Source organism: Amycolatopsis pithecellobii, from assembly GCF_009707865.1.
GTDB classification, from domain to species: domain Bacteria; phylum Actinomycetota; class Actinomycetes; order Mycobacteriales; family Pseudonocardiaceae; genus Amycolatopsis_E; species Amycolatopsis_E pithecellobii.
The window spans coordinates 65,119-86,445 of the sequence record NZ_WMBA01000023.1 but is presented as its reverse complement, the minus strand read 5'-3'; the positions used below and the strand labels follow the sequence as shown (position 1 = coordinate 86,445).

General features: G+C 65.3%; 20 protein-coding genes. 8 read left to right on the top strand and 12 right to left on the bottom strand.

Annotation, left to right across the window (positions count from 1 at the left end; all coding sequences use genetic code 11):
• Nucleotides 1-436: 436 nt before the first annotated feature.
• Both GKO32_RS16620 and GKO32_RS16615 read left to right on the top strand, forming a co-directional pair.
• Nucleotides 437-1,318, top strand: coding sequence for a hypothetical protein (locus GKO32_RS16620; RefSeq protein WP_154757778.1), 882 nt, complete (start codon nucleotides 437-439; stop codon nucleotides 1,316-1,318).
• Between the two features lie 28 nt (nucleotides 1,319-1,346).
• Nucleotides 1,347-2,129, top strand: coding sequence for a 2OG-Fe dioxygenase family protein (locus GKO32_RS16615; protein WP_166459603.1), 783 nt, complete (start codon nucleotides 1,347-1,349; stop codon nucleotides 2,127-2,129).
• Between the two features lie 19 nt (nucleotides 2,130-2,148).
• Here GKO32_RS16615 and GKO32_RS16610 read toward each other — a convergent pair whose 3' ends face one another.
• The 7 genes from GKO32_RS16610 to GKO32_RS16580 all read right to left on the bottom strand — a co-directional run bounded on the left by GKO32_RS16610 (nucleotide 2,149) and on the right by GKO32_RS16580 (nucleotide 12,946).
• A complete protein-coding gene (locus tag GKO32_RS16610) occupies nucleotides 2,149-3,486 on the bottom strand; it encodes a DUF6271 family protein (RefSeq protein WP_154757776.1) in 1,338 nt (445 codons plus the stop codon).
• A 6-nt stretch (nucleotides 3,487-3,492) separates the two neighbouring features.
• Nucleotides 3,493-4,572, bottom strand: coding sequence for a ParB/RepB/Spo0J family partition protein (locus tag GKO32_RS16605; RefSeq protein WP_154757775.1), 1,080 nt, complete (start codon nucleotides 4,570-4,572; stop codon nucleotides 3,493-3,495).
• Between the two features lie 502 nt (nucleotides 4,573-5,074).
• Nucleotides 5,075-5,479 (bottom strand): DUF779 domain-containing protein, encoded by a 405-nt coding sequence (locus tag GKO32_RS16600; RefSeq protein ID WP_154757774.1) that lies wholly within the window; start codon nucleotides 5,477-5,479, stop codon nucleotides 5,075-5,077.
• A gap of 1 nt (nucleotide 5,480) precedes the next feature.
• Nucleotides 5,481-6,998 carry an aldehyde dehydrogenase gene (gene adh / locus GKO32_RS16595; protein ID WP_154757773.1) on the bottom strand — a complete coding sequence of 506 codons (1,518 nt, stop codon included), beginning with the start codon at nucleotides 6,996-6,998 and terminating at the stop codon, nucleotides 5,481-5,483.
• Between the two features lie 108 nt (nucleotides 6,999-7,106).
• The gene (locus GKO32_RS16590; RefSeq protein WP_154757772.1) at nucleotides 7,107-8,333 is read right to left on the bottom strand and encodes a sigma-54-dependent transcriptional regulator family protein; all 1,227 of its coding nucleotides are present in this window, start codon (nucleotides 8,331-8,333) and stop codon (nucleotides 7,107-7,109) included.
• Between the two features lie 67 nt (nucleotides 8,334-8,400).
• Nucleotides 8,401-11,895: an indolepyruvate ferredoxin oxidoreductase family protein gene (locus tag GKO32_RS16585; protein ID WP_154757771.1), complete on the bottom strand. Its 3,495-nt coding sequence runs from the start codon at nucleotides 11,893-11,895 to the stop codon at nucleotides 8,401-8,403.
• Nucleotides 11,896-11,932: 37 nt separating this feature from the next.
• Nucleotides 11,933-12,946 (bottom strand): Glu/Leu/Phe/Val dehydrogenase dimerization domain-containing protein, encoded by a 1,014-nt coding sequence (locus GKO32_RS16580; RefSeq protein ID WP_208024435.1) that lies wholly within the window; start codon nucleotides 12,944-12,946, stop codon nucleotides 11,933-11,935.
• A 217-nt stretch (nucleotides 12,947-13,163) separates the two neighbouring features.
• Between GKO32_RS16580 and GKO32_RS38030 the strand changes: the two genes are divergently transcribed.
• Nucleotides 13,164-13,667, top strand: coding sequence for an Lrp/AsnC family transcriptional regulator (locus GKO32_RS38030; protein ID WP_166459602.1), 504 nt, complete (start codon nucleotides 13,164-13,166; stop codon nucleotides 13,665-13,667).
• 175 nt (nucleotides 13,668-13,842) lie between these two features.
• Here GKO32_RS38030 and GKO32_RS16570 read toward each other — a convergent pair whose 3' ends face one another.
• Together GKO32_RS16570 and GKO32_RS16565 are read right to left on the bottom strand one after the other, a co-directional pair.
• Nucleotides 13,843-14,154 (bottom strand): hypothetical protein, encoded by a 312-nt coding sequence (locus tag GKO32_RS16570; protein WP_154757768.1) that lies wholly within the window; start codon nucleotides 14,152-14,154, stop codon nucleotides 13,843-13,845.
• A gap of 97 nt (nucleotides 14,155-14,251) precedes the next feature.
• Nucleotides 14,252-15,409 (bottom strand): GAF domain-containing sensor histidine kinase, encoded by a 1,158-nt coding sequence (locus tag GKO32_RS16565; RefSeq protein ID WP_154757767.1) that lies wholly within the window; start codon nucleotides 15,407-15,409, stop codon nucleotides 14,252-14,254.
• On the opposite strand from GKO32_RS16565, the gene GKO32_RS16560 reads away from it, so the two are divergent.
• Nucleotides 15,408-16,253 (top strand): response regulator, encoded by an 846-nt coding sequence (locus GKO32_RS16560; RefSeq protein WP_312868007.1) that lies wholly within the window; start codon nucleotides 15,408-15,410, stop codon nucleotides 16,251-16,253. The two genes, GKO32_RS16565 and GKO32_RS16560, sit on opposite strands and share 2 nt — an antisense overlap.
• Here the strand turns inward: GKO32_RS16560 and GKO32_RS16555 are convergent.
• Nucleotides 16,250-16,666, bottom strand: a complete 417-nt coding sequence (locus GKO32_RS16555) for a response regulator (RefSeq protein WP_208024432.1) — start codon at nucleotides 16,664-16,666, stop codon at nucleotides 16,250-16,252. The genes GKO32_RS16560 and GKO32_RS16555 overlap by 4 nt on opposite strands.
• A 245-nt stretch (nucleotides 16,667-16,911) precedes the next feature.
• Nucleotides 16,912-17,514, bottom strand: coding sequence for a TetR/AcrR family transcriptional regulator (locus GKO32_RS16550; RefSeq protein WP_154757766.1), 603 nt, complete (start codon nucleotides 17,512-17,514; stop codon nucleotides 16,912-16,914).
• 108 nt (nucleotides 17,515-17,622) lie between these two features.
• Between GKO32_RS16550 and GKO32_RS16545 the strand changes: the two genes are divergently transcribed.
• From GKO32_RS16545 to GKO32_RS16530, 4 genes are read left to right on the top strand one after another with little or no spacing between them, the layout of a single operon-like run.
• Nucleotides 17,623-18,051 carry an ester cyclase gene (locus tag GKO32_RS16545; RefSeq protein WP_154757765.1) on the top strand — a complete coding sequence of 143 codons (429 nt, stop codon included), beginning with the start codon at nucleotides 17,623-17,625 and terminating at the stop codon, nucleotides 18,049-18,051.
• Entirely contained in the window at nucleotides 18,048-18,518 is a 471-nt protein-coding gene (locus tag GKO32_RS16540) for a DUF1772 domain-containing protein (protein ID WP_154757764.1), read from the top strand. Before GKO32_RS16545 ends, GKO32_RS16540 begins: the two co-directional genes overlap by 4 nt.
• A gap of 43 nt (nucleotides 18,519-18,561) precedes the next feature.
• Nucleotides 18,562-19,833, top strand: coding sequence for an alpha/beta hydrolase family protein (locus GKO32_RS16535; RefSeq protein ID WP_154757763.1), 1,272 nt, complete (start codon nucleotides 18,562-18,564; stop codon nucleotides 19,831-19,833).
• A gap of 24 nt (nucleotides 19,834-19,857) precedes the next feature.
• Entirely contained in the window at nucleotides 19,858-20,742 is an 885-nt protein-coding gene (locus tag GKO32_RS16530) for a class I SAM-dependent methyltransferase (RefSeq protein ID WP_312868006.1), read from the top strand.
• 10 nt (nucleotides 20,743-20,752) lie between these two features.
• Here GKO32_RS16530 and GKO32_RS16525 read toward each other — a convergent pair whose 3' ends face one another.
• A complete protein-coding gene (locus GKO32_RS16525; protein ID WP_246243888.1) occupies nucleotides 20,753-21,325 on the bottom strand; it encodes a TetR/AcrR family transcriptional regulator in 573 nt (190 codons plus the stop codon).
• Nucleotides 21,326-21,327: the final 2 nt, after the last annotated feature.

The following is a 21,327-nucleotide window of genomic DNA, read 5'->3' as shown; positions in this document are numbered from 1 at the left end:
TTGTTTCCATTCGAGATGTTCCATTCGAATGAGGTGAAAGTTGGCACCTTGTCAATTACGGTCAGCTGTGCTCTGTGCACATTTGGTGAAGCCTGGCTACCCAGGCCTGATCTGTCAAGTTTCACCGGGTAATCCATGAGCCGGTTGCGGAAGACGATACCGTCCATTTTCCCAACGGCTTCGCAATTGCCGTAAGTACAGCTGGGCTGTTTGGTGTATTGCGGGACGGCGAGGGAAAATGTGGTGCCCGAAAGGGTGAATGTCGGCAACCCGGTCGGAGATGTGTACGAGTACCCCGCAGAAACAAAACTGTGAACATTGCGCCGGCGATCGTGGCGCGCAAAGCCGAACTGTGGTACCAAGGTGATCACCGTACTACTTCCACAGTGCTGGCAATTCTTCGCGTTCGCGTAAGCCAGCTTGCCCTGGAGCTGCCGTGTATTCTGCCCATAATCTGTCGATTCTGAATTCGGCAACCCGCATTGTGCGCGAAGATGACGACATGCTCGCGTCGACGAGATTTTATGATCGCTACCAACAGATGTTCATCGGCGCGAGTGTCGTCCAGGGGATCCTTGATCTTGACCGCCGGTACTCCGTCGACCCCGAATCCGCGATACGAGAATTTCGCCGCAAACGGCGAACTTGGGAAAGTTGCGGAGGATACCTTGAGCGCATCACCACCGAGGATATCCATCATTGGATTTCATCGGATTCATACATCGTGACCGAGGCCGCTGATCCGGATACGACGACAGCTGGTGCGTTCTCGCCGGTGGCGCAGTGCATCTATAAACTCCCGGCCGACGAGTGGGTTATTCCGCAGCTCGCTGATCCGCCGGATGAGATCTTTGACCATGAGCTCTATAAGACCATTCAGAATGACGGTCCACGGGCTAGTGCGTTGATTGACTATCTGGGCGTCCTGCCCAAGTGGTCGGACCGCAAGCTCGCCGGTTCCGCTCGTTTTGCGGGAATGCTGGAGCTGATCAGGCAGAACGCGAACCGGGCGAGCGACAGCCGGATACGGCACGTTATCGGCCTGACATTTGCCATTGAGGGTGTCATCGTCCCTGACTCGGCGGGAGCAAAGCCTCGAAAGTCCATCCGTCTCATGGAGAGATTTGGCCAGGAGGAAATCGTCAATCAGGCATCTACCAGGGCAATCACGACCAGCACACGCTGTCCCCCGCAAGCCCTTGGCAGGTGGAAAAGCGCGCCAGCGGTGCTTGTTCCCGTCAATGGCGTACCTTATTCTCTCCAAGTCTACTGGTACTGTTATGTGCGCACGGTAAGTGACGTGCTCGAAAGATTGTAATTTCGCTGGACTAGGGGTTCATTCTGTGATGACTATCCAGGGTTCCGATCTGCAAGGTTCTGGTTGGGCGCGATACCGCGAGTCGGATATCGTCGGCGCGAGCGGCGGCGAATCCGGTGCGCACTTCGAACAGATCCGCCGGTTCTTTGAGACTCTTCCACCTGATCGTTACGCACCGGATTCGCATCGCTATCGGCGGCATGCACGAGCGGTGTATTTACCTTGGGCCAGCCGGCTCAGCTGGCTTCCGAACATCGATGACCCGGAATATGGCGCGGTCGTGGACTATGACATGCAGGGGTACAACGAAGAGTTCACCGACGTGCGACGGCAGTATCCAGCTATCCCGACGGATATACAACGTAATCCGCTTCTGGAGCGAATGATACGGTTCGATCTCGAACAAACGATGTGGCTGGACGGCTTTCGGCAAAGTCCGCTGAACGTCGGTGTGGGCTGCGTCAAGCTCGGCGTTGACGACTCTTCCGGCGAAGCGGCGGCGACGCCCAATACGATACATCAGGACGGCGGCGCCCGGAGCTTTACGTTTATTCACCTCGTCACGCGCGAAAATGTTCACGGCGCCGTCAACTACATCGCCCCACCACGCTGCGTAGGTCTGTTGCCGTCAGAAATCTCAGCAGATCTGATTCACTCCGAGTTTATTTTGGAGCAGCCGCTGGACGGTTTCGCGGTGCATAATTCGCGGGTGAGCCACTACGTCAGCCCGGTGCGGAAGGGTGATCAGTCAGGTGCCGGTGCCCGCGGTGTGGTGCTCGTGGCCATCTCACCGCTGGTGAAGCAACTTTGATCGCGTTCAAGCGCTCGGCTCAGACGTACAAGTCCTTGGTGTCCAGGGTGGCCGCCGACTCGATGAGTGCGCGCCAATGGCGAACGAGAAAGCAGTAATCTTCGACCCCCTGGGCGACTTCGCCGACATAGTCCGGGCCGGCTTCGACCGCATCGGCGACGCCGTACAGCCGGGCCGCGACCTGCTTGTCGCCGACCGTTCGGGCGGCCGCACGGTAAATCGACACGAAGCGTTCAGGCAATTCCTTTATTACGGGAACAACGTCCTCCAGTACATCCAGCAGGTTCGCGGCGTACTGCTCAGAATTCAACTTCCCGTCCGGGGTGAGGAAAGAATTTGGTGCGCGTCGAAGTGTTTCGTGATGGCGGGTCAGAATTGGCCACAGAATAAGGTGCCGAAGGTCTCGTTGCGCGTAGTCATTCACCGCGCTCGGGTTTACTTGTTTGGCCCGGTCGTCATCGTACCGGTGGTGCACCTTGCGAGAATGGAAAATAATGGGATAGTGCAGGTTGCGGAGGAGATTCCTGCGCAGGTAGTCGGTGCCGAGCGTTCGATGAATCGGCATTTCGGGAAGTTCCAGAAACACGTCTTTCATCGCACAGGAAAGCATGACGGTACGGGCGGTGAGGTCCAGTTCGGCAAAATCGGTCGTGTACCGGATGCCCGGGTCAACCGTAAGGTACTGCCGTAGTTCCTCGAGAAGGTGATCGGGTGACTCGTCGGGCGCGGCGAGAAGCTCAAGTTCCACGAGGAAGTGCTCGCCCGCCAGCAGCAGATCGCGTCGATCGTGCGGGGAATTGCCGAAACTACTGGTGCCGACAAAATTGACGGTCTTGCTGGGGTCCGGATTTCGGGCCCCGTTCGGCTGGAGGGTGAGTCCAAGATCGGCGATCTTGCGGCCCAGCGCCTGGAGTTCAGGAACACAGGGGTAGGCTTTTCCCGTCGACCACTCGTCGACTCGCACATCGGAGTCGCGGCGATGCAGAGTATCGCAACCCAGGGCGGCCGCCAGAAGCGCTGCCTTATTGGGACCTGCCCCGTAGGCCAGCTCATCTGGGTTCAGTAACGCGAGCAATCGGTTCGAGTCGGCTGAGGGCAGATCCAGCCGGTTGATCACGGTGCGGAGAAAGTTGCCCGCTACGCCCGCGGTCAGGTGTATGACCTTTACGCCCTGGGACTTCCGTTGCTCAGCCAATGTTTTCCGATGCTGATCAACCCAGGGGGCGTCAGAATGCTCGATAAGCGCGAGAACACACGATCTACCGTCCGTGCCAATAAGGAGAGCTTCCCTCGCAAGCTCGCTGATCTGGTCCGCACAAGGTCGATTCGTCGGTACGTACAGCAGATTCGTCGGCATTGTGTATTACCTCTTCTCAACCGGTCCTACGTCGCTTTCGCTGGAACGGGCACGGCGCCCGTCGTCGATCGCCCGTCGTTCAAGGTGTTCGGCGAAGCGGGACCACGCCTGGGCGTGGGAGCGTGCGAGGTCCGCCACCGTACCCACTAGGTGCTCAGGGACCTTGTGCACAATGTCGTCCCAATGTGCCATTCCACCGATATGCACATCGAGCCATCGAAGAAGCACCCGCCCGGTGTCGCGGAAGCGCAGTGCAGGATCGTTCTTCAGATCCGCGAGCCTGCCGACTGGGTCACTCACAAACTGCGGCTGCAGCTCGCGCGAAGGTTCCGGCCGGACGGCGCCTGCGCCGCCGGTCCCGATTCGCTGCCGATCGCGAAGCGGATGCTCGCCGGCCCGTAGTCGCTGGCGAACGTCCTGCACGGTGGACGGAGAGACCCCCGCCTCCCGCGCGACGGCACGGAGCGAAGCCTCCGGCCGCTCGGCAAGGAGCTTGCCGGCCAGCAGCCGTCCGGCTGCGCTGTTGAGCGGCCGAACGCGGCCGTCCTGTCCGCGCCGGGCGTCCAACTGGTCGATCGAGTCACTCGAACGTTTTCGAATTTGCGCGACGGTGCTGGGGGAGAGGCCGGTGGCCGAAGCGATCATGCGGTTCGACCAGTCGGGATGCGAATCGACGATGCGCTCGGCTGCCGCAACGCGTTCGGCGCGACCAAGCGGGAGCCCGTGCTGAACATTGAGTTTCACCGCAATCACAAAAGCGTCTCGTTCGGTGCCGTCGTAAACCTTTGCCGCGATGTCACGCTGACCGCGCGCCTGCGCGGCGCGCACCCGGTGCATCCCGTCAACGACCCGCATGGTGGGCCCGTGCACGACTATCGGCGGTAGGGTGCCCTCTACTTCGGCAAGCAACTCCGCGTGACTGTGGCTGGTGCCCCCCTGACGAGGTGAATCGGCAGGCAGCAGCGCGTCGATCGGTAGGCGCGTCAACGGACAACTGCCCAGTTGAGCTGTCAGCCAGTGATCGGCCGGCAGTTCAGCTTCGCCATGATCGGCCAGCCGGGACGAACGATCATCACGAGCAGGCATGTTTCTCCCAACGTGCCCACCCTGTGCTCAGCAAAAAACAAACACAGTAGCGTCGCACCGGGTAACCATTATCGAATGTGCGCGCGCCCTCGCGCAAAGGCGAAAACCGGAACTCCGGATTATGAATAACCGGCAGCCGGCGAGCCGCGAATTATGGACACAACGAGACCCTAATTCTTATACGCGAAATTTCGCACCCCAGAGTTGTCAGCCTGCGTGAGCAGAGCGACAACTACGCTAGCACCGCGAGAGTTGATCGTCTGTGCGCCAAATAGGTGAGCAATTCGCGCGCGCCGGACTCGGCAAGAGGTGGTGCACAACGTCAAGACATGCGCCTGCTGGGCAAGCAGTGTCCGAAGGTGCCGGGATTTGTGCCCGAGGATGTCAGGTGCGACGTTTGGTGCGGTGATGGACTGAATCGCCACCTAGAATTCGCCTGACGCCTCCAGCCTTTGGCGGATCGATGTCCGAGGTGGTGCGAAACACGGCGGAATTGGGCCGATCATTCCGTCAGGTCGGATCCTCGGGGAGGTGGTGGCCCTGCTGCGAGCGCGTCGGTTTCGTCATCGGTGAGTAGCCGGGAGCGGATCAGGAAGCGCACGCCTTCCGGTGCTTCGAGGGAGAATCCGCTGCCACGTCCTTCGACGACGTCCACTGTCAGGTGCGTGTGTTTCCAGTACTCGTATTGGTCGGCGCTCATCCAGAACGGGACACCGTCTCCGACGTGGCCGAGCAGCACATCCACGCCCCCGACCCGGAAATCGTCGCGGGGGAAACACATGGGTGCGCTGCCGTCGCAGCAGCCGCCGGACTGGTGGAACAGCACCGGGCCGTGCTGTTCCACCAGTCGGGCAAGCAGAGCGTTCGCCGCCCCGGTCAGGGTGACCCGGTTGACCGAAGGTGTCATCTCAGAAGAACCCGAGCTTGTTCGGCGAGTAGGAAACGAGCAGGTTCTTGGTCTGCTGGTAGTGCTCCAGCATCATCTTGTGGGTTTCCCGGCCGATGCCGGACTTTTTGTAGCCGCCGAATGCGGCGTGCGCGGGGTAGGCGTGGTAGCAGTTGGTCCACACGCGACCGGCCTTGATGCCGCGGCCCAGCCGGTAGGCGGTGTTGGTGTCGCGGGTCCAGACCCCGGCACCGAGGCCGTAGAGGGTGTCGTTGGCGATGTTGAGTGCCTCGTCGACCGAGTCGTAGGTGGTGACGGACACGACCGGGCCGAAGATTTCCTCCTGGAAGATGCGCATGTCGTTGCTGCCCTTGAAGATGGTCGGCTGGATGTAGTAGCCGCCGGGCAGGCCGTCGACCTTGCGGGTATCCCCGCCGGTGAGGACCTGCGCGCCCTCCTGCTTACCGATGTCGATGTAGGACAGGATCTTCTCGTACTGGTCGTTACTCGCCTGGGCGCCGATCATGGTGGTGTCGTCGAGCGGGTGGCCGCCCTTGATGGCCTTGGTGCGTTCGATACAACGCGCGATGAACTCGTCATAGATCGACGAGTGGATCAGTGCGCGGGAGGGGCAGGTGCACACCTCGCCCTGGTTGAGCGCGAACATCACGAAGCCCTCGACGGCCTTGTCCAGGAACTCGTCGTCGGCGTCGGCCACGTCGGGCAGGAAGATGTTCGGGCTCTTGCCACCCAGCTCCAGCGTGACCGGGATGATGTTCTCGCTGGCGTACTGCATGATCAACCGGCCGGTGGTGGTCTCCCCGGTGAAGGCCACTTTCGCCACCCGCGAACTGGAGGCCAGTGGTTTACCGGCCTCGACGCCGAAGCCGTTGACGACGTTGAGCACACCCGGTGGCAGCAGGTCGGCGATCAGCTCGATGACCTTGAGGATCGAGGCCGGGGTCTGCTCGGCCGGCTTGAGCACCACGCAGTTACCGGCCGCGAGCGCGGGCGCCAGCTTCCACGTCGCCATCAGGATCGGGAAGTTCCACGGAATGATCTGCCCGACCACGCCGAGCGGCTCGTGGAAATGGTAGGCGATCGTGTCCGCGTCGACCTCGGCGATACTGCCTTCCTGGGCGCGGATCGCACCGGCGAAATAGCGGAAATGATCCACCGCCAACGGCAGATCCGCCGCCAGCGTCTCGCGCACCGGCTTGCCGTTCTCCCACGTCTCGGCCACCGCCAGTGCCTCGAGATTCTCCTCGAGCCGGTCCGCGATCTTGTTGAGGATGTTCGCACGTTCCGTCGTCGAGGTGGCGCCCCATTTCTCCGCCGCACGGTGCGCGGCGTCCAGCGCCCGCTCCACATCCACCGCGGAGGAGCGCGCCACCTCCGTGAACGCCTCACCGTCCACAGGAGACGGATTCTCGAAGTAACGCCCGTCCGCCGGGGCGACCCAGTCACCCCCGATGAAATTGTCGTAACGGCCGGCGAAGCTGACGATGCTGCCCGCGGTACCCGGCTTCGCGTAGATCATGCGACGCTCCTCGTTGAGTCTGGGGTGTGCTCAGGCACGGCGATGATCGCCGCGATGGTGATCACGGTGACTCACGAGGGTTGGCGCGAGGTTGGCGTCGCGAAGAGTTCAGTCGCGAGAAGCTGCTCGCAGGCGCGCGGTGGCGCCGGCCCGGCGCACATCGCCACTGGCCAGCAGCCGCAACGCGTGCTCATGCACCTCGACATCGTGAGGCGCGCTTTCGCCGTACCGCAACGCGTGTTCGGCGACGTCGCTCTCCAGGACCGCGGTGCGCACGCCGACCTCCAGGTACTCCCGCCATTGCGCGATACCCGGCGCGTCCGATTCAGGCAACAGCGGACCACGGTGAAGCCGGACCGCGGTCGCCGTGTCGCCGGATCTGATCGCGGCGAGCACGTCCACCGCATCGCACGAAATCGGCCCCGCGAGCGCGTACCGCCGACTGGTGATGTCACCACCGACGGCCCGCCGCAGGTGCGACACCTCGGCCTTGAGGGTCGTCGCGCTGACCTGCCGCTCGCCGTAGACCGCCTCGCGCAGGCGCTCGGGCGTGAACCCTTCGGGTTCCAGCGCCAGCAGGGCGAGGATCTCGACTTGCCTCGGTCGCAGGCGCACGGGAACGCCGTCGCGCAGGATTTCGGCCACGCCGAGGCAGTTCAGCTGGATACCGGCCCGCGCCGTGGGCACCGGGTTACGCAGCCTGGTCTGAATCGTGGTGATGAGGGTGCGCACGGTCGACATCGCCAGCGGATGCGAGCGGTCCCAAGTCGTGGACAGGTCGAGAACACCGAGCTGGTTGCCCCGTCGATCGCGGATCGGGGCGCAATAGCAGACCCAGCCGTGCAGCGCGGCGACCAGATGTTCGGCCGAGAACACCGAACTGGGCCGGCCCGTGCGGAGCGCGAGGGACAACGCATTGGTCCCCATATGCGGTTCGTCCCACCGCCCGCCGGGCGCGAAGTTCACCCGCTCGGCGCGCCGGCGCATCACCCGGCCACCACACGACCACAGAATTGTGCCCGTTTCATCAGTGACCGCGGCGATATACCCCGCGTCGTCGGCGATGCCGCGCAGTTCCTCGGCCAGCTCGGTCACCGGTCCGCGCAGCGGCGACTCCACCCACCGGGGTCCGACGTCGCCGTCGTCGATGGTCGGGGCGCTGTCCCGGGCCGGGTCGACAGTCCGGAGCGAGCGAGACCACGACTGAACGACCTCGGGGCGCAATCCGGGGGCCGCGGCTCCGCTGCCGGGCGTGGTCGGCGCCGGCACCCACCGCGCCCACTCTCGCTCCAATGCGGCCCTCCGATGCCAGAGGACACCTTGACCCTGTGCCATCCGCGAACCTCGTTGTCCTTGTGCTGGGGTGGATCCCCATCATGAACGACACGGCCCGCGCGCGCACCTATCCCTGTTCCTGACCGGCAGTGAGGGGCGCGGCCTGGCTCCATGGCGTATCGATGCCTTCGGCCGCGAGGCTTTCGCGGTAGTGGGCGACATTGGCGAGTTTGACCCCTTCGTAACCGCGGACGAGGTCGGGCAGGCTCGCGACACGGACGGCTCGCTCGTAGTTTTCGGGCGTGAGGCTCTCGGCGAGGCTGGTGACGACCTCCCGGTAATGCGCGACCAGGGCGCGCTCGAGCCGCCGGACGTGGGCGTATCCGAAGAGGTCCAACCGAGTTCCGCGCAATCCCTTCAGCGCGGCCAGCGAGCGCAGCACGCGGTGCGATGGGGGGCCGAAACGAACCTTCTTCTTCCGTCCGAGTGCACGGAGAATGGGCGGGTGGAGCTGGAAAGTCACTCGACCGCTCCCGGGGACCTCGGCCGTGGCCGCCTCGACGAAACCGGGGGCGGTGAGGAGGCGGGCGACTTCGTACTCGTCCTTGTATGCGGTGAGCTTGTAGAGGTAGCGCGCGACCGCTTCCGTGAAGCGGGTCTGCGGCGTGACGGCACGCTCGGCGTCCCACACTCGCTCGACGAACCGGATGTAGTTCTCGGCTGTCTTCACGTCCTGGTACCCGACGAGCTCGGCGGACCGCAGCTCGACGAGGCGGCGGACCTCGCCGTCGAGGGGTGACCCGGCCAAGGCCGCCGGCGGTACGGGGGCCTTCGCTCGTTCCGGCGGCGCGGTGGCGGCGGCAAAGCGGTCCGGTGCCGCAACGGCAGCACGGCCCCATCGGAACGCCGCGACGTTGGCGGATACGGCCACCCCGTTGATCCCGATCGCCTCCTCGATGGCGCCGGCGGGAATCTGCAAGGCCCCGCTCTGATACGCGGCACCGACGATGAGGAAGTTCGCAGCCGCGTTGTTCCCGAACAGCTTCTCCGCGGCGGCGAGGGCGTCGAACGAATGGAGCTCGGCAGTCACCGACTCCAGGCGCGTGACGAGCTCCTCCGCCGCCACATAACTCACGGCCGGGTCGTACACCATGTCGCCCGTCGGCGTCTCGCTGGTCGACGCCACGGCGATGGTCGTGGAGGGATCGCCGTAAGCGAGGTTGCGCGGTTCGGCGGCGGTGAGCAGGTCGAAGGCGAGGATGCAGTCCGAAGCGCCCGGTGACACCCGGTTCGAGGGCTCGAGTTTCACCTCCGCGAAACGGAGGTGACCGGTGACGGGCCCGGCCTTCTGGCTCAACCCGATCTGGTCCAGGGTCTCGACCTCATATCCGGCCAGTATGGCGGCGGTGGCGAGCACCTGGTTGACGGTGACGATGCCGGTGCCACCGATGCCCGCGAGGAACACGTCCTGGGGACCCGATCGTCCGGGCGACGGGGGAGCGGGGACCTTCGGAGGATCAGGGATCGTGTGCCGCGCCTGCCGGGCTTCGGGGTCGACCTCAACGGTGACGAAGGAGGGACAATCACCGTCGAGGCAGCTGTAGTCGGTGTTGCAGGACGTCTGGTCGATCCGCGTCTTACGCCCGTACTCGGTGTCGACGGGGCGCACCGACAAACAGTTGCTCTTCCTGCCGCAATCGCCGCAGCCTTCGCAGACGGCTTCGTTGATGACGACCCTGGTCGTGCGCGCGGGCAGCGTTCCGCGCTTGCGCTGCCGCCGGGCGTCCGCGGCGCAGTGCTGGTCGTAGATCAGGACGGTGACGCCCGGGGTGTCACGCAGCAGACGCTGGGCCTCGTCGAGCCGGTCCCGGTGCCACAGCAGCGTTCCCTTGGCGAGCTTGCGGCGGCGGTGACGGTCCGGCTCGTCGGCGCAAATGATGATCTTGCTGACGCCTTCGTGGGTGAGCTTGTGGGTCAGCGCCTCCACGGGGAGCGCGCCCTCGGCGTCCTGTGCGCCGGTCATGGCGACGACTTCGTTGTACAGGAGTTTGTAGGTGATGTTGACCCCCGCGGCGACGCAGGCCTGGACGGCGAGCTGTCCGGAGTGGAAGTAAGTGCCGTCGCCGACGTTCTGGAAAATGTGCCCGACATCGGTGAACGGCGCCTGACCGATCCACTGGGCCCCTTCGCCGCCCATCTGGGTGATCGCGACGACGGACGACGCTTGCCGTGCCTCGAGTGTCACCATTGTGTGGCAACCGATGCCGCCGCCGCCGATGGAGCCTTCAGGAAGCACGGTCGACCTGTTGTGCGGGCACCCACTGCAGAAATAGGGCGCTCGCGAGGTGCTCAATACGGGGAGCTGGATCGGGCCGGAGGCCGGGGCGGCCAAGGGGACGCGGTCGCGGAGCACGCGGCGCAGCGGTCCCGTCAGCCGCCCGGCGGTCAGCTCGCCGTCGTGCGGGACGAGCGGCTGACCGGCCGCGTCCTTCTTCCCGAGGACGCGGGGGGTGTGGGCGGTCCCGTAGAGCGCATCCCGGATGTGGGTTTCGAGGAAGGCGGTCTTGTCTTCGACGACGAGGATTTCCTCGAGTCCGGCGGCGAACTCCACGATGGCGGCCTGGTCGACGGGGTGGATCATGCCCATCCGCATGACCCGGATGCCGGATCGCTCGAGCTGGGCGTCGTCGACGCCGAGGTCGAGAAGGCTTTGGCGCAGCGCGTTGTAGGTGCTCCCGGAGGCGATCAAACCGACAGTGGGTGCGGGCGGGTCGACCTCGACCGGGTTGAGGTTGTTGGCCGCCGCGTAGGCGATCACCGCGGCGGTGCGCGGGCCGTACAGGTCGTCCTCGGCCGCCTGGATGCGGCCCGGGGCGAGGTCGACGGTGCGCTGCCGGTAGGTCCAGGGCAGTCCGTCCCATTTGGACGGTGGAGTGGTGGTCTGAACCTGGGAAACGGTGTCGTCGACGGTCCAGGCGCCGTCGGCGACATCGGCGACGATCTTGAGTGCGACGAGGCAGCCCGACGCCCGGGACATGGCGATACCGTGCAGTCCCAGTGTGACGATTTCGGTCGCGTTGCGCGGGAACAGCACGGGAATGCCGAGTGCGGCCAGTGACCGCTCACTGACCGCCGGAACGGTCGACGACTTGCTGCCCGGGTCGTCCCCGACGAGCAGCAATGCGCCGCCGTTCGGATTGACTCCGAACATGTTCGCGTGACGCAGCGTGTCGGTGGCGCGGTCCAGACCAGGTCCCTTGCCGTACCAGATACCCACCACGCCGTCGTAGGGTGAGGCACCGACCGGGAGATCCATCTGGGAACCCCAGACCGCGGTGGCCGCGAGTTCCTCATTGAGACCGGGCACGAAAGTCACGTCGTTCGCGGCCAGCGTGCCGGGCATCCCGCCGAGCAACCGGTCCACGCCCCCCAGCGGACTGCCTTGGTATCCCGAGACGAACGCGGCCGTGCGACGCCCTTGCCGCCGGTCGAGCTCGTGCTGCTCGACAAGCAGCCGCGCGATGGCCTGTACCCCGGTCAGCAGTACGGCCGGGGCGCCGGTGCGGTATCGGTCGTTCAGGTCGTACTTGGCCACCGCGTCGTGCTGGAGGGTGTCAGTCATCGTGTCTCTCCGTTCTTGCTGCCAGAGCGGCAGTTCGTCAGCGGGCGAGGCGCCGGCGGACCACGGCGTCGGCTGCGGCCGCTGTGGTGATGCCGCTTTCCTTGGCCTGGACCAGGACTTCGGTGACGGAGGCGCCGAGCGCCTCGATGTCTTCCCGGACGTCGTGGGCCGCCTTGCCCAGCCGCTCGCCGTTGCCCTGGATGAGGCCACCGGCGTTGGCGATGTAGTCGGGGACCCACGCGACGCCGCGACGCATCAGGGTCGCCGCGACGGCCCGATCCTGAAGCTGGTTGTTGGCGGCTCCGCAGACCAATCTCGCCTGGAGTGCGTTTGCCGACGCGGGAGTGAGTGTGCTTCCCAGTGCGCACGGGGCGTAGATATCGATGGGGTCCTCGATGACGGCTGGCGAGGTTTTCACCCCGGCATGGCTGGTGCGCACACGATGGAGCGCGTCGTCCGAAGGATCGGTGACAACGACCTCCGCGCCGGCCTCGGCCAGCAGGCCGATGAGGTGATATCCGACCTTGCCGGCCCCCTCCACTCCGACGGTCCGGCCGGCCAGGCCGGCGGTGCCCCACACCACCGCGGAGGCCGCCCGCATCGCCTGGAATACGCCGTACGCCGTGGACCACCCCGTGTCGCCGGAACCGCCGGCGCTTTCGGTGCGGCCGACCACGTGCGGGGTGACTGTCCCGACGACGTCCACGTCCTCGGCTGTCGTGCCCATGTCGGCGGCCGTGATGTAGCGGCCCGCGAGCGAGTCGACGAACTTGCCGTAGGCCCGCAACAGTTCCGGCGTCTTGTCGAGCAGCGGATCACCGATGATCACGCCCTTGCCGCCGCCGAGGGCGAGCCCGGCGGCAGCCGCCTTGTAGGTCATGCCTTCCGATAACCGCAGAACGTCGGTGAGTGCGGCCTGCTCGGAGCGATAGGGATAGAACCGGGTACCACCGAGGGCCGGGCCGAGGCCGGTGTGGTGGATGCCGATGATCGCACGCAGCCCGGACTGCTCGTCGCGGCAGAAGACCACCTGCTCGTGCGCGGTGCCCATGGCGGTCTGGCGATCGAAGACGCCGGCCTCACGATCGAGGACGATCTCTGTGCTCACGAGGACTCCATTGGCGCATAGGGAAGGTGGCATGACCTCATGGGATGAGTCACACTGTTGCGGTAACTCTCGATCTACAGGACGGATCGGTCAACTTGTCCGGCCTCAACTATGCATATCGACAAGATGCGTCGGATATGGGACTGAAGGAGTGACCGATATGGCAACCTTGGACCGGCTCGACGCGGAGATCATCGGGCGGCTCGAGCAGAGTGGGCGCGCGGGTATCGCGCAACTGGCGAGCGACCTCGGAGTCAGCCGCAACACGATTCAGGCGCGGATGAGGCGACTGGAGGAATCCGGTGTCCTGCGGGGTTTCCGGCCGGAGCTGGACCTTTCCGCGATCGGCCTGCCGGTTCAGGCGTACATCAGCCTCGAGGTCGATCAACGCATGATCCCCGAAATCATCGACAAACTCGAGGCGGTGCCAGAGGTCCTTGAGGCGCGTACCCAAGCCGGACGTGAGGACCTCGTGGTCCTCGTGGCCTCCAGTTCGGTCAGTGACATCCAGCGGATCTCCATCGATCTCGTGAACATCGCCGGAGTCAGGCACACCGATACGACCCTGATCGTCAACACGGTCGTCCCTTACCGCGTATGGCCGCTGCTGGACCGGCACACGTCGGCCAAGGGATGGGGGCGCTCCACGCCGCCGCCACGATGAGATATCCGGCGGTCGCTCAGCAAGCGCAGTCGTCGCGCTTTTTGGGGAACGTCAGTCCATTGACATTTCGCCGTCTGGTGCGCTGGTCATCGACGAGCGAACTCCGATCCTGCTCGGCTGGCTCCGCCCCGCCGTGGCCGCCGCGGACACCGCCGGACGGTGTCCGCCTTGGCGTTCAGGAGTTCATCCGCCGCGGCGCGGGGTTCGACATGATCCCCGCCTTGGCGCCGAGAACGACACCGGCTGGAACACCACCTGGATTGCGCACAACAGCTGAATCGCCTTGCCGGCTCGGATCTTGCGCACGGGCAGCTTCGAAGTAGCTCTGGTCGAGCTGGTGCAAACGGATGTGCCGCATCGCTTCGCCGAATGTGCAGGCGCCGTACCACAACCAGTTACATCCATCGCAATGGCTGTGCCACCGGCTGCAGTTGACGCAGTACCTGTTGTGCACGTGGTGTTTCATCTTCATGGTGGTGGTTCGCATATCGGTTCCCGGTGCGTGGCGGTTCAATGCTCGGAAACCAGCGTCTCTGGGAAAAGGGCGCGCGTCGTCACCGCGAGCGGGAGTCCCGCACTGCCAGCTAGCCGGTATCGGTGGGTAGCTCGGCGCACACCTGAGTGCCGTGCCCGGGGCGGCTGGTGATCGTGATCCGCCCGCCCAGCGCCTCGATACGGTCGATGAGCCCGATCAACCCGGAGCCCCGGTCCGCGTCCGCGCCGCCCACCCCGTTGTCACTGATCGAGATGGTGAGCCGGTTGTCGGCTTGGGCGGCCTCGATCCGGACCGCGGATGCCTCCGCGTGCTTGGCCGCGTTGGTCAACACCTCCGCCGCCAGGTAATACGCGGCGACCTCGATAGCGGCCGGCAGCCGGGCAAGGATGTGCACGTCGATTTCCACCGGCACGGCGGACCGCCGCGCCAGGGCGTTGAGCGCCGGTGACAATCCGCCCTCGGACAAGATCGCGGGGTGGATCCCGCGGGCGATCTCGCGCAGGTCGTCGAGCGCGCCGGCCAGCCCCTCGGCGATCTCCGACAGCTGTTGTTGAAGATCGGGCAGCTCGTCGGGCACCTCGGCCTGGAGGCTGCGCACGTCGAGTGCGAGGCTGACCAGCCGCTGCTGGGTGCCGTCGTGCAGATCCCGCTCGATCCGGCGCCGGGTCTGGTCACTGGCCGTCATCAAGCGCGCGCGTGAGGCCGCGAGATCCTCTCGGGCTTGTGTGTTGGAGACTGCGGCGGCCACCAAGTCGGTGAACTGTGCCAGCCGCGCCTCGGACTCCGCCCGGTGCGGACCGGCATGCATCCAGATCGCCAGCATCACGCCCCAGACCCGTCCTTCGATGAAGATCGGCGCGGCGACTCCCAGCTGAACACCATCTTCCAGGGCTATCTGACCGAGCGCGTGGTCAGGGCCAGAGACGGCGTCCGACCAGGTCGTCTTGCCGGTGCGGACCACGGTCGTCGCGATGTTGCGAGTGTTGGTCGACGCCTTCGCCCCGACCTGGAGCCGCAGCTGCGTGCCGCCCCAGGCCGCGATCACCAGGCAGGTGTCATCGGGCTCCCGCCGCAGCATCCGCGCGGCGTCGGCGCCGAGCACCTTGCCCGTTTCTTCGACCACCGCCGCGAAAACGGTTTCCGTCGGTTCCCCGTGGGCGACCAGAGTCGCCACCCGGCGCAACGCCTCCTGCTCACGCAGCAACTGGGCGAGGTGGTCGCGATCAGGTCTCGGGGATGGGGCCATGTCGTTGGCCTACTCGATTTCCCTGGGCGCCGGCACGGCAGTCGCGCCGATCGCGTGGACAGCAGGGTCGCACTGCACGGGTAAGCTCCAGGCCAACCGGCTCACCCGCCCAGCCTCAGCCGAGGTGGTGCTCATGACGACGCGCTCGCCCCAATCCGGAAGTCCAGAGCCAAGACCCGACGGTTCCCTTGCCAGGCGCGGGCGGGTGGTGGTGGCCGACGATGACGTGCTGCTCCGCGAAGGGATCGCCAGCCTGCTTGAACGTAACGGGTTCGAGGTCGTAGGACAGGCTGGTGACGGCACGAACCTGCTCGGCCTGATTCGCGAGCACACCCCGGAACTGGCCGTCGTCGACATCCGGATGCCGCCCACTCACACCCTCGAAGGACTCGAGGCCGCCCAGCAGATCCGCAAGAGCTTCGCGGATACCGGAATCGTCCTGCTGTCGGCCTACGTCGAGGTCGAGCACGCCGTGGAGTTGCTGGCCGGCGGGCGCCGTGTCGGGTATCTCCTGAAGCGCCGGGTGACCGACGTGAACGAATTCGTCGACGCCCTCGAACGGGTCATGAGGGGCGGCTCGGTCGTCGACCCATCGCTGATCCAAGAGCTCATGCGCGCACAACGCAAGGACGATCCGCTGGCCGTGCTCAGCGCGCGCGAGCGAGAGGTGCTCGCGCTGATGGCGGAGGGACGGTCCAACGCCGGGATCGCCCACGCGCTGTGGGTCACCGAGGGGACGGTCGAAAAGCACGTTCAACACATCCTCACCAAGTTGCAGCTGCCCGACAGCGGCGACGACCACCGCCGTGTGCTGGCGGTCATCACCTTTCTCGAGGCCCGCTAGCGGCAACCGCGGAGCAGTTCCTGGATGGCGCCGGCCGACAGGGACGCCTTCGCCAGGAATCCGATCGCCGGGCTGGCGTCGATGAGTTCTTCGAAGTCCCTCCCGGCATGCGTGGAAATCATTATAATTCTGGGGCCACCAGCCGACCAGCCCATTGTGCGCCCATACGCGTGCAGATTCTGCGCGAGCTGGAACCCGCTTTCATCACCGAAATCGATATCCAGCAGCACGACATCCGGCCGCTGCTCGCCGACTCGCTGTGCGGCTTCAGCGGCCGTCGAAGCGACATCGACCGCGAGCCCCTGGTGTTCGAGCAGAGCACGGGCCGACTTGAGGAAACGCGCGCTGTCGTCGACGAGGAGACAACGCAAGACCATGCCCTTGATCATGGCGCCGGACCACGCGCTTTGCATTCCAGCTAGCCCGAACCTCTCGTCGAAGGGTGAGTCCGGTGGAGCCGGCGGGGCGAGTCGCGGTCGCGAAATGGGACGCGAGGTCTCAGGAGCCTTACGCCGGCACGCCGACGCGGCTCCGACGGTGGCCGACCCACCTGCCGCGGCGTCGCCGACCGCAAGCAAGGACGCTATGGCCCGTCCTGCTCAAGCGGGTCGCTCCGATCGCCGCCGCCGGGTCGGCGATCGTGGCCCTTGCGGTGGTGCTACGCCGGCGCGTCCCTGCACTGACCCGTCCCGGCGCGAAATTGCGCTACCAGAGCCTCGATGCGGTCGGCGTGATGCTCTGGGCGTAGCCGCTCGGTGCGGCCGAGCATGACCAATCCGTGCAGTGCGGCCCAAAAGACCTCGGTGAGAGTGTCGACGTCGCGTGCAGCCGCAATGGTGTCGACCGCCCCGCGCAGTTCGCCGAATGCGTCGGTCAGCGGCGCCGGGATGTCCTCGGCTCCGAAGGGTAGCCGGGTGGGCCGGGTGAACATCGCGTCGTAGAGCGCGGGGTTCGTCGCGGCGAAGTCGCTGAAAGCGGCGGCAACGCGGCCGACCTCGTCGTCGGGTGTGGCGCTACTGCGACGGGCCGCGCGCAGCGTCTCGGCCAGTTCCCCCATGCCCTCCAGTGCGACAGCTTCGACGATGTCCTCCATCGACCCGAAATGCTTGTACAGCACCGGCTGGCTGTATTCGATCTCGGCGGACAACCTGCGCGTCGTGACCGCATCCCAGCCTTCATTCTCGGCCAAGGTGCGTGCTGTTGCCGTGATGAGCCGGCGACGGGCGATGCGCTCGCGCTGCCGACGGTCCTCGATAGCCATACCTCACTGTAGCACCGCTACCTTCGCTAGCAATGCTATTGACACGAGGAAGCGACAGGGTTAGCGTCGCTAGCGCTAGCAACGCTAACGCTATGGAGGCAGACCGAGATGACCACACCCGAACGCCGGCTCGCGGACCTTTTCGTCGAGATGACCAACACCCACAACCCGGACCTGGTGGACCGGTTCATCGCCGAGGACTACCTCAACCACAACGACTTCGTCGGCGACGGACGCGAGGCCAACCGCCAGTTCTGGACCGGGTTCTTCGCCGGCGTGCCCGACGTGCGCGTGACGATGGAAGACCTGGTCGTCTCCGGTGACCGGGTGGTGGGCCGGTTCACTTACCGCGGCACCCACACCGGGGAATTGGTGGGCATTCCCGCCAGTGGCAAACCCGTCGAGATGCGCAGCATCGACATCTGGCGTGTGCAGCACGGCATGTTTGCCGAGCACTGGGACGAGCTGAACCTCCTGCAGCTGTTCCAGCAGGTTGGCGCCCTGCCGATGCTCGGCGGCACGGAGGCCCAGGCATGACACTGCTCTCGCAACTCGCCGCGCTCCTGGCGATCGTCAGCACGGGAATTGTCTACGGCACCGATACTTTCTGCGCGCTCGTCCAACGGTCCGCACTGGCGCGAGTCGATGACACCACCCTCACCGCGATCATGGGCAACGTGCACCGCTTCGGTGACCGGCGCATGCCGGCTCCGGGAATCCTCGGGATCATCGCCGCCGCCATCGCATCCGTGCTCGCCGCGATGGCCGGCCACCCCGCCGCATCAGCGACCGCGGGAGCGGCATTCCTCCTGCTGGTGGTCTGGGTGCTGCTTTACCTGCGTATCAGTGCACCCATCAACCGCATCCTCACCGCGGCCGCCGACGCTCACGAAACTCCCGCCAATGCCCGCGCCTTGCAACGGGACTGGGACCGCATCATCGTGCCCAGGGCTGTCCTTCAGGGCATGGCGGTCCTCGCCCTGGGCGTAAGCCTCATCAGCTGAAGCCGGCACACTCTTCCCACAACAGATGTGAGGTCCAACCGGAATGAGCACCGGGATCATCGCTCCGCCCTATCACGTCCAGTCGACGGCCGGAACCGTGCGCGACGGATTTCCGTACTTCGCCCACCATGATTCGGTCTCGGCATTGTGGTCGCACAAGTGGCGTGCGCCATGCGCGGCCGGGATCTACCCGTTCACTGACGGGCGGGTGGCGGACTTCGACCCGATCTTCGCCGAACTGAGCAAGATTTCCGCCGACGACCCGGGAATCCTGTACCGCCCTGACGACTACGCGAAGCCGTTCTTCCCGGTTGCCGATCAGCTGGTCGCCGCCGCCGAGGAAGCGCTGTCGAATGGCGGCAGGGCCGAGGCGAGGGACCTGTTCCTGCGCGCGGCAGCGGTCTACCGGATCGCGCGGTTCCCGGTCAACCGGTCGCCGCTAGGCCAGGAAGCATGGGAGAACGGCAAAGCCGCATACCAGCAAGGCGGCCGGCTGCTCGACCCGCCGAGCGTCCCGATTGACATCCCGTTCACGCACGCCGATACCGCCGCGGGCGATCTCGACACCGGCATCCCGGCCTACCTCCGCCTGCCCCAGGGGGAGAGACCTGCGGACGGGTGGCCCGTGCTGCTGTTCATCTGCGGACTCGACGCCTACCGGACCGATCACACCCCGCGAACACAGGCACACGTCGACCGCGGCTACGCGATGATCAGCTTCGAGATCCCCGGCACCGGCGACTGCCCGGCGGCACCGAACGACCCCGCGTCACCGGACCGGCTGATGAGCAGCGTCCTCGACTGGGTGGCCGCCCATGCCTCCGAGTACGGGTTCAACCCTGGGCGGATCCTCGCCCGGGGCATCAGCACCGGCGGCTACTACGCGTTCCGCATCGCGCACACCCACGCGGACCGGCTGTTCGCCGTCGTGGCGCAGGGCGGCGGCTGCCATCACATGTTCGACGCCGACTGGATCGGCGCCCAGAACCAGATGGAATACCCGTTCGCCCTGTCCGACGCGCTGGCGTACAAGTTCGGGTACCGCGACCCGGACCCGGCGGTCGCGGTTGCCCGATACGCCGCCGAGGCCCGCAAATTCAGCCTCGTCGACTCCGGTGTGCTCGGCATGCCGGCGTGCAAGCTGCTCGTCATCAACGGCACGGAAGACTCGATCTTCCCGATCGAAGACAGCATCATCGTCGCGACCCAGGGCCGTGACAAAGACCTTGTGGCGCGGGGAGGTCGCGGGCATATGGGCAATCCCGGCGGCGAGGAGGTCGTCTACGAATGGCTCGACGAAGTTACTAGTTACTAACAAATAACGTGTAGGATCCTGGGCGTGACGAACGAAGAACCGGGCATGGATCGTGGCGGACCGAGTCGAACGGCATTGGCGACGGCATTCGGACGCGCGTACCACCAAATCGCCGACCATCCCCGCATTCTCACCGACCCAGTGGTGGCATCACTGATCGGTGTCACGACCGATGAGCTGGCGAACAGTGCCGAGCCGACAGAGGATCGACCTGGCAGCGGTGCCACGTACCGGCCTCGACGTCTGTTCTTTGCCGCTCGTGCGCGATTCGCCGAAGACCGGATAGCGGCGGCCGTAGCCGAGGGGGAGCGGCAGGCTGTCATCCTGGGGGCGGGGTTGGACACTTTCGCCTATCGCAACCCGCACCCGGGTCTGCACGTCTTCGAAGTCGATCATCCCGCCACCCAGGCGTGGAAGCGTGACCGCCTCGCCGAGGCCGGGATCGACATGGCACAGTCGCTGACGTTTGTGCCCGTGGATTTCGAAACGGACTCGCTGGCAACGGAACTGGCGTCTGCGGGATTCAGCCGCACCGAGCCGGCGGTTTTCGTCTGGCTCGGAGTGGTGTTCTATCTGACCCCGGCTGCCGTGCGAACGACGTTGACCTACATCGCCGGCCAGGCTCAGCCGAGCGAGGTTATCTTCGATTACCTGCAACCGGCGGACACCGATGAGGAGCGGCAGCAACTCCAAGAACGTGAAGCTCGCGTAGCCGCCGCCGGTGAACCCTGGTTCAGCTACTTCACGCCCACCGAAATCGCTGCCCGACTACGCAGTCTCGGGTTCACCGCGATCGAGGACTACTCCGCAGCACAACTCATCGACAGTTTCATTGATGGACCAGGAGAGTTCCAGAACCAAAATCCCCACGCGCTACGCGCAAGCCGCATTCTCCGCGCCAGGCACTGAATGGCTCGCATCAGCGGTTTGCCTCGGACGTGATGTGTGCGAACAACCCGGACTGGACCCGGGTGCGGACGCCGTCGGCCCACGGCGCGTCGACTCGTTCGATATCCATCGCGGCCCCAGCGTTCAGCAGAGTCCCGAACGCGAGGAACGCCTTGACAGTCAATGGTTCCAGCCCGGTGCCGCCTTGGGTCGTGTCCCACAGTCGTGCGAAGCACGCCCGCACCACGTCCCGGACTTCCGGATCCGCGCATGCGGCGAAGCCCTGAAGTTGCAGCAACAATGCGGTCTGGTCGGCAAGCAGGTCGAAGTACTGGGCGCCCATCGCCGAGAGTGCAGCCAGGCCAGTCTTCCCTTGGCCTGCGACTCGCATTGCGTTGCCGAGACGCTCGAACGCCTCTCGGACCAGTTCCAGGAACAGGGCCTTCTTCGTTCCGAACATCCGGAAGACATACGCTTGCGTGATCCCCGCTTCTCTCGCTATGGCTTCGGTCGAAGCCCCGTGCAACCCGTGTTCCGCGAACTCCCGAGCCGCAATGTCCAGCACCTGGGCACGCCGTGCGGCTCCGCTCATCCGTTCAGTCATGG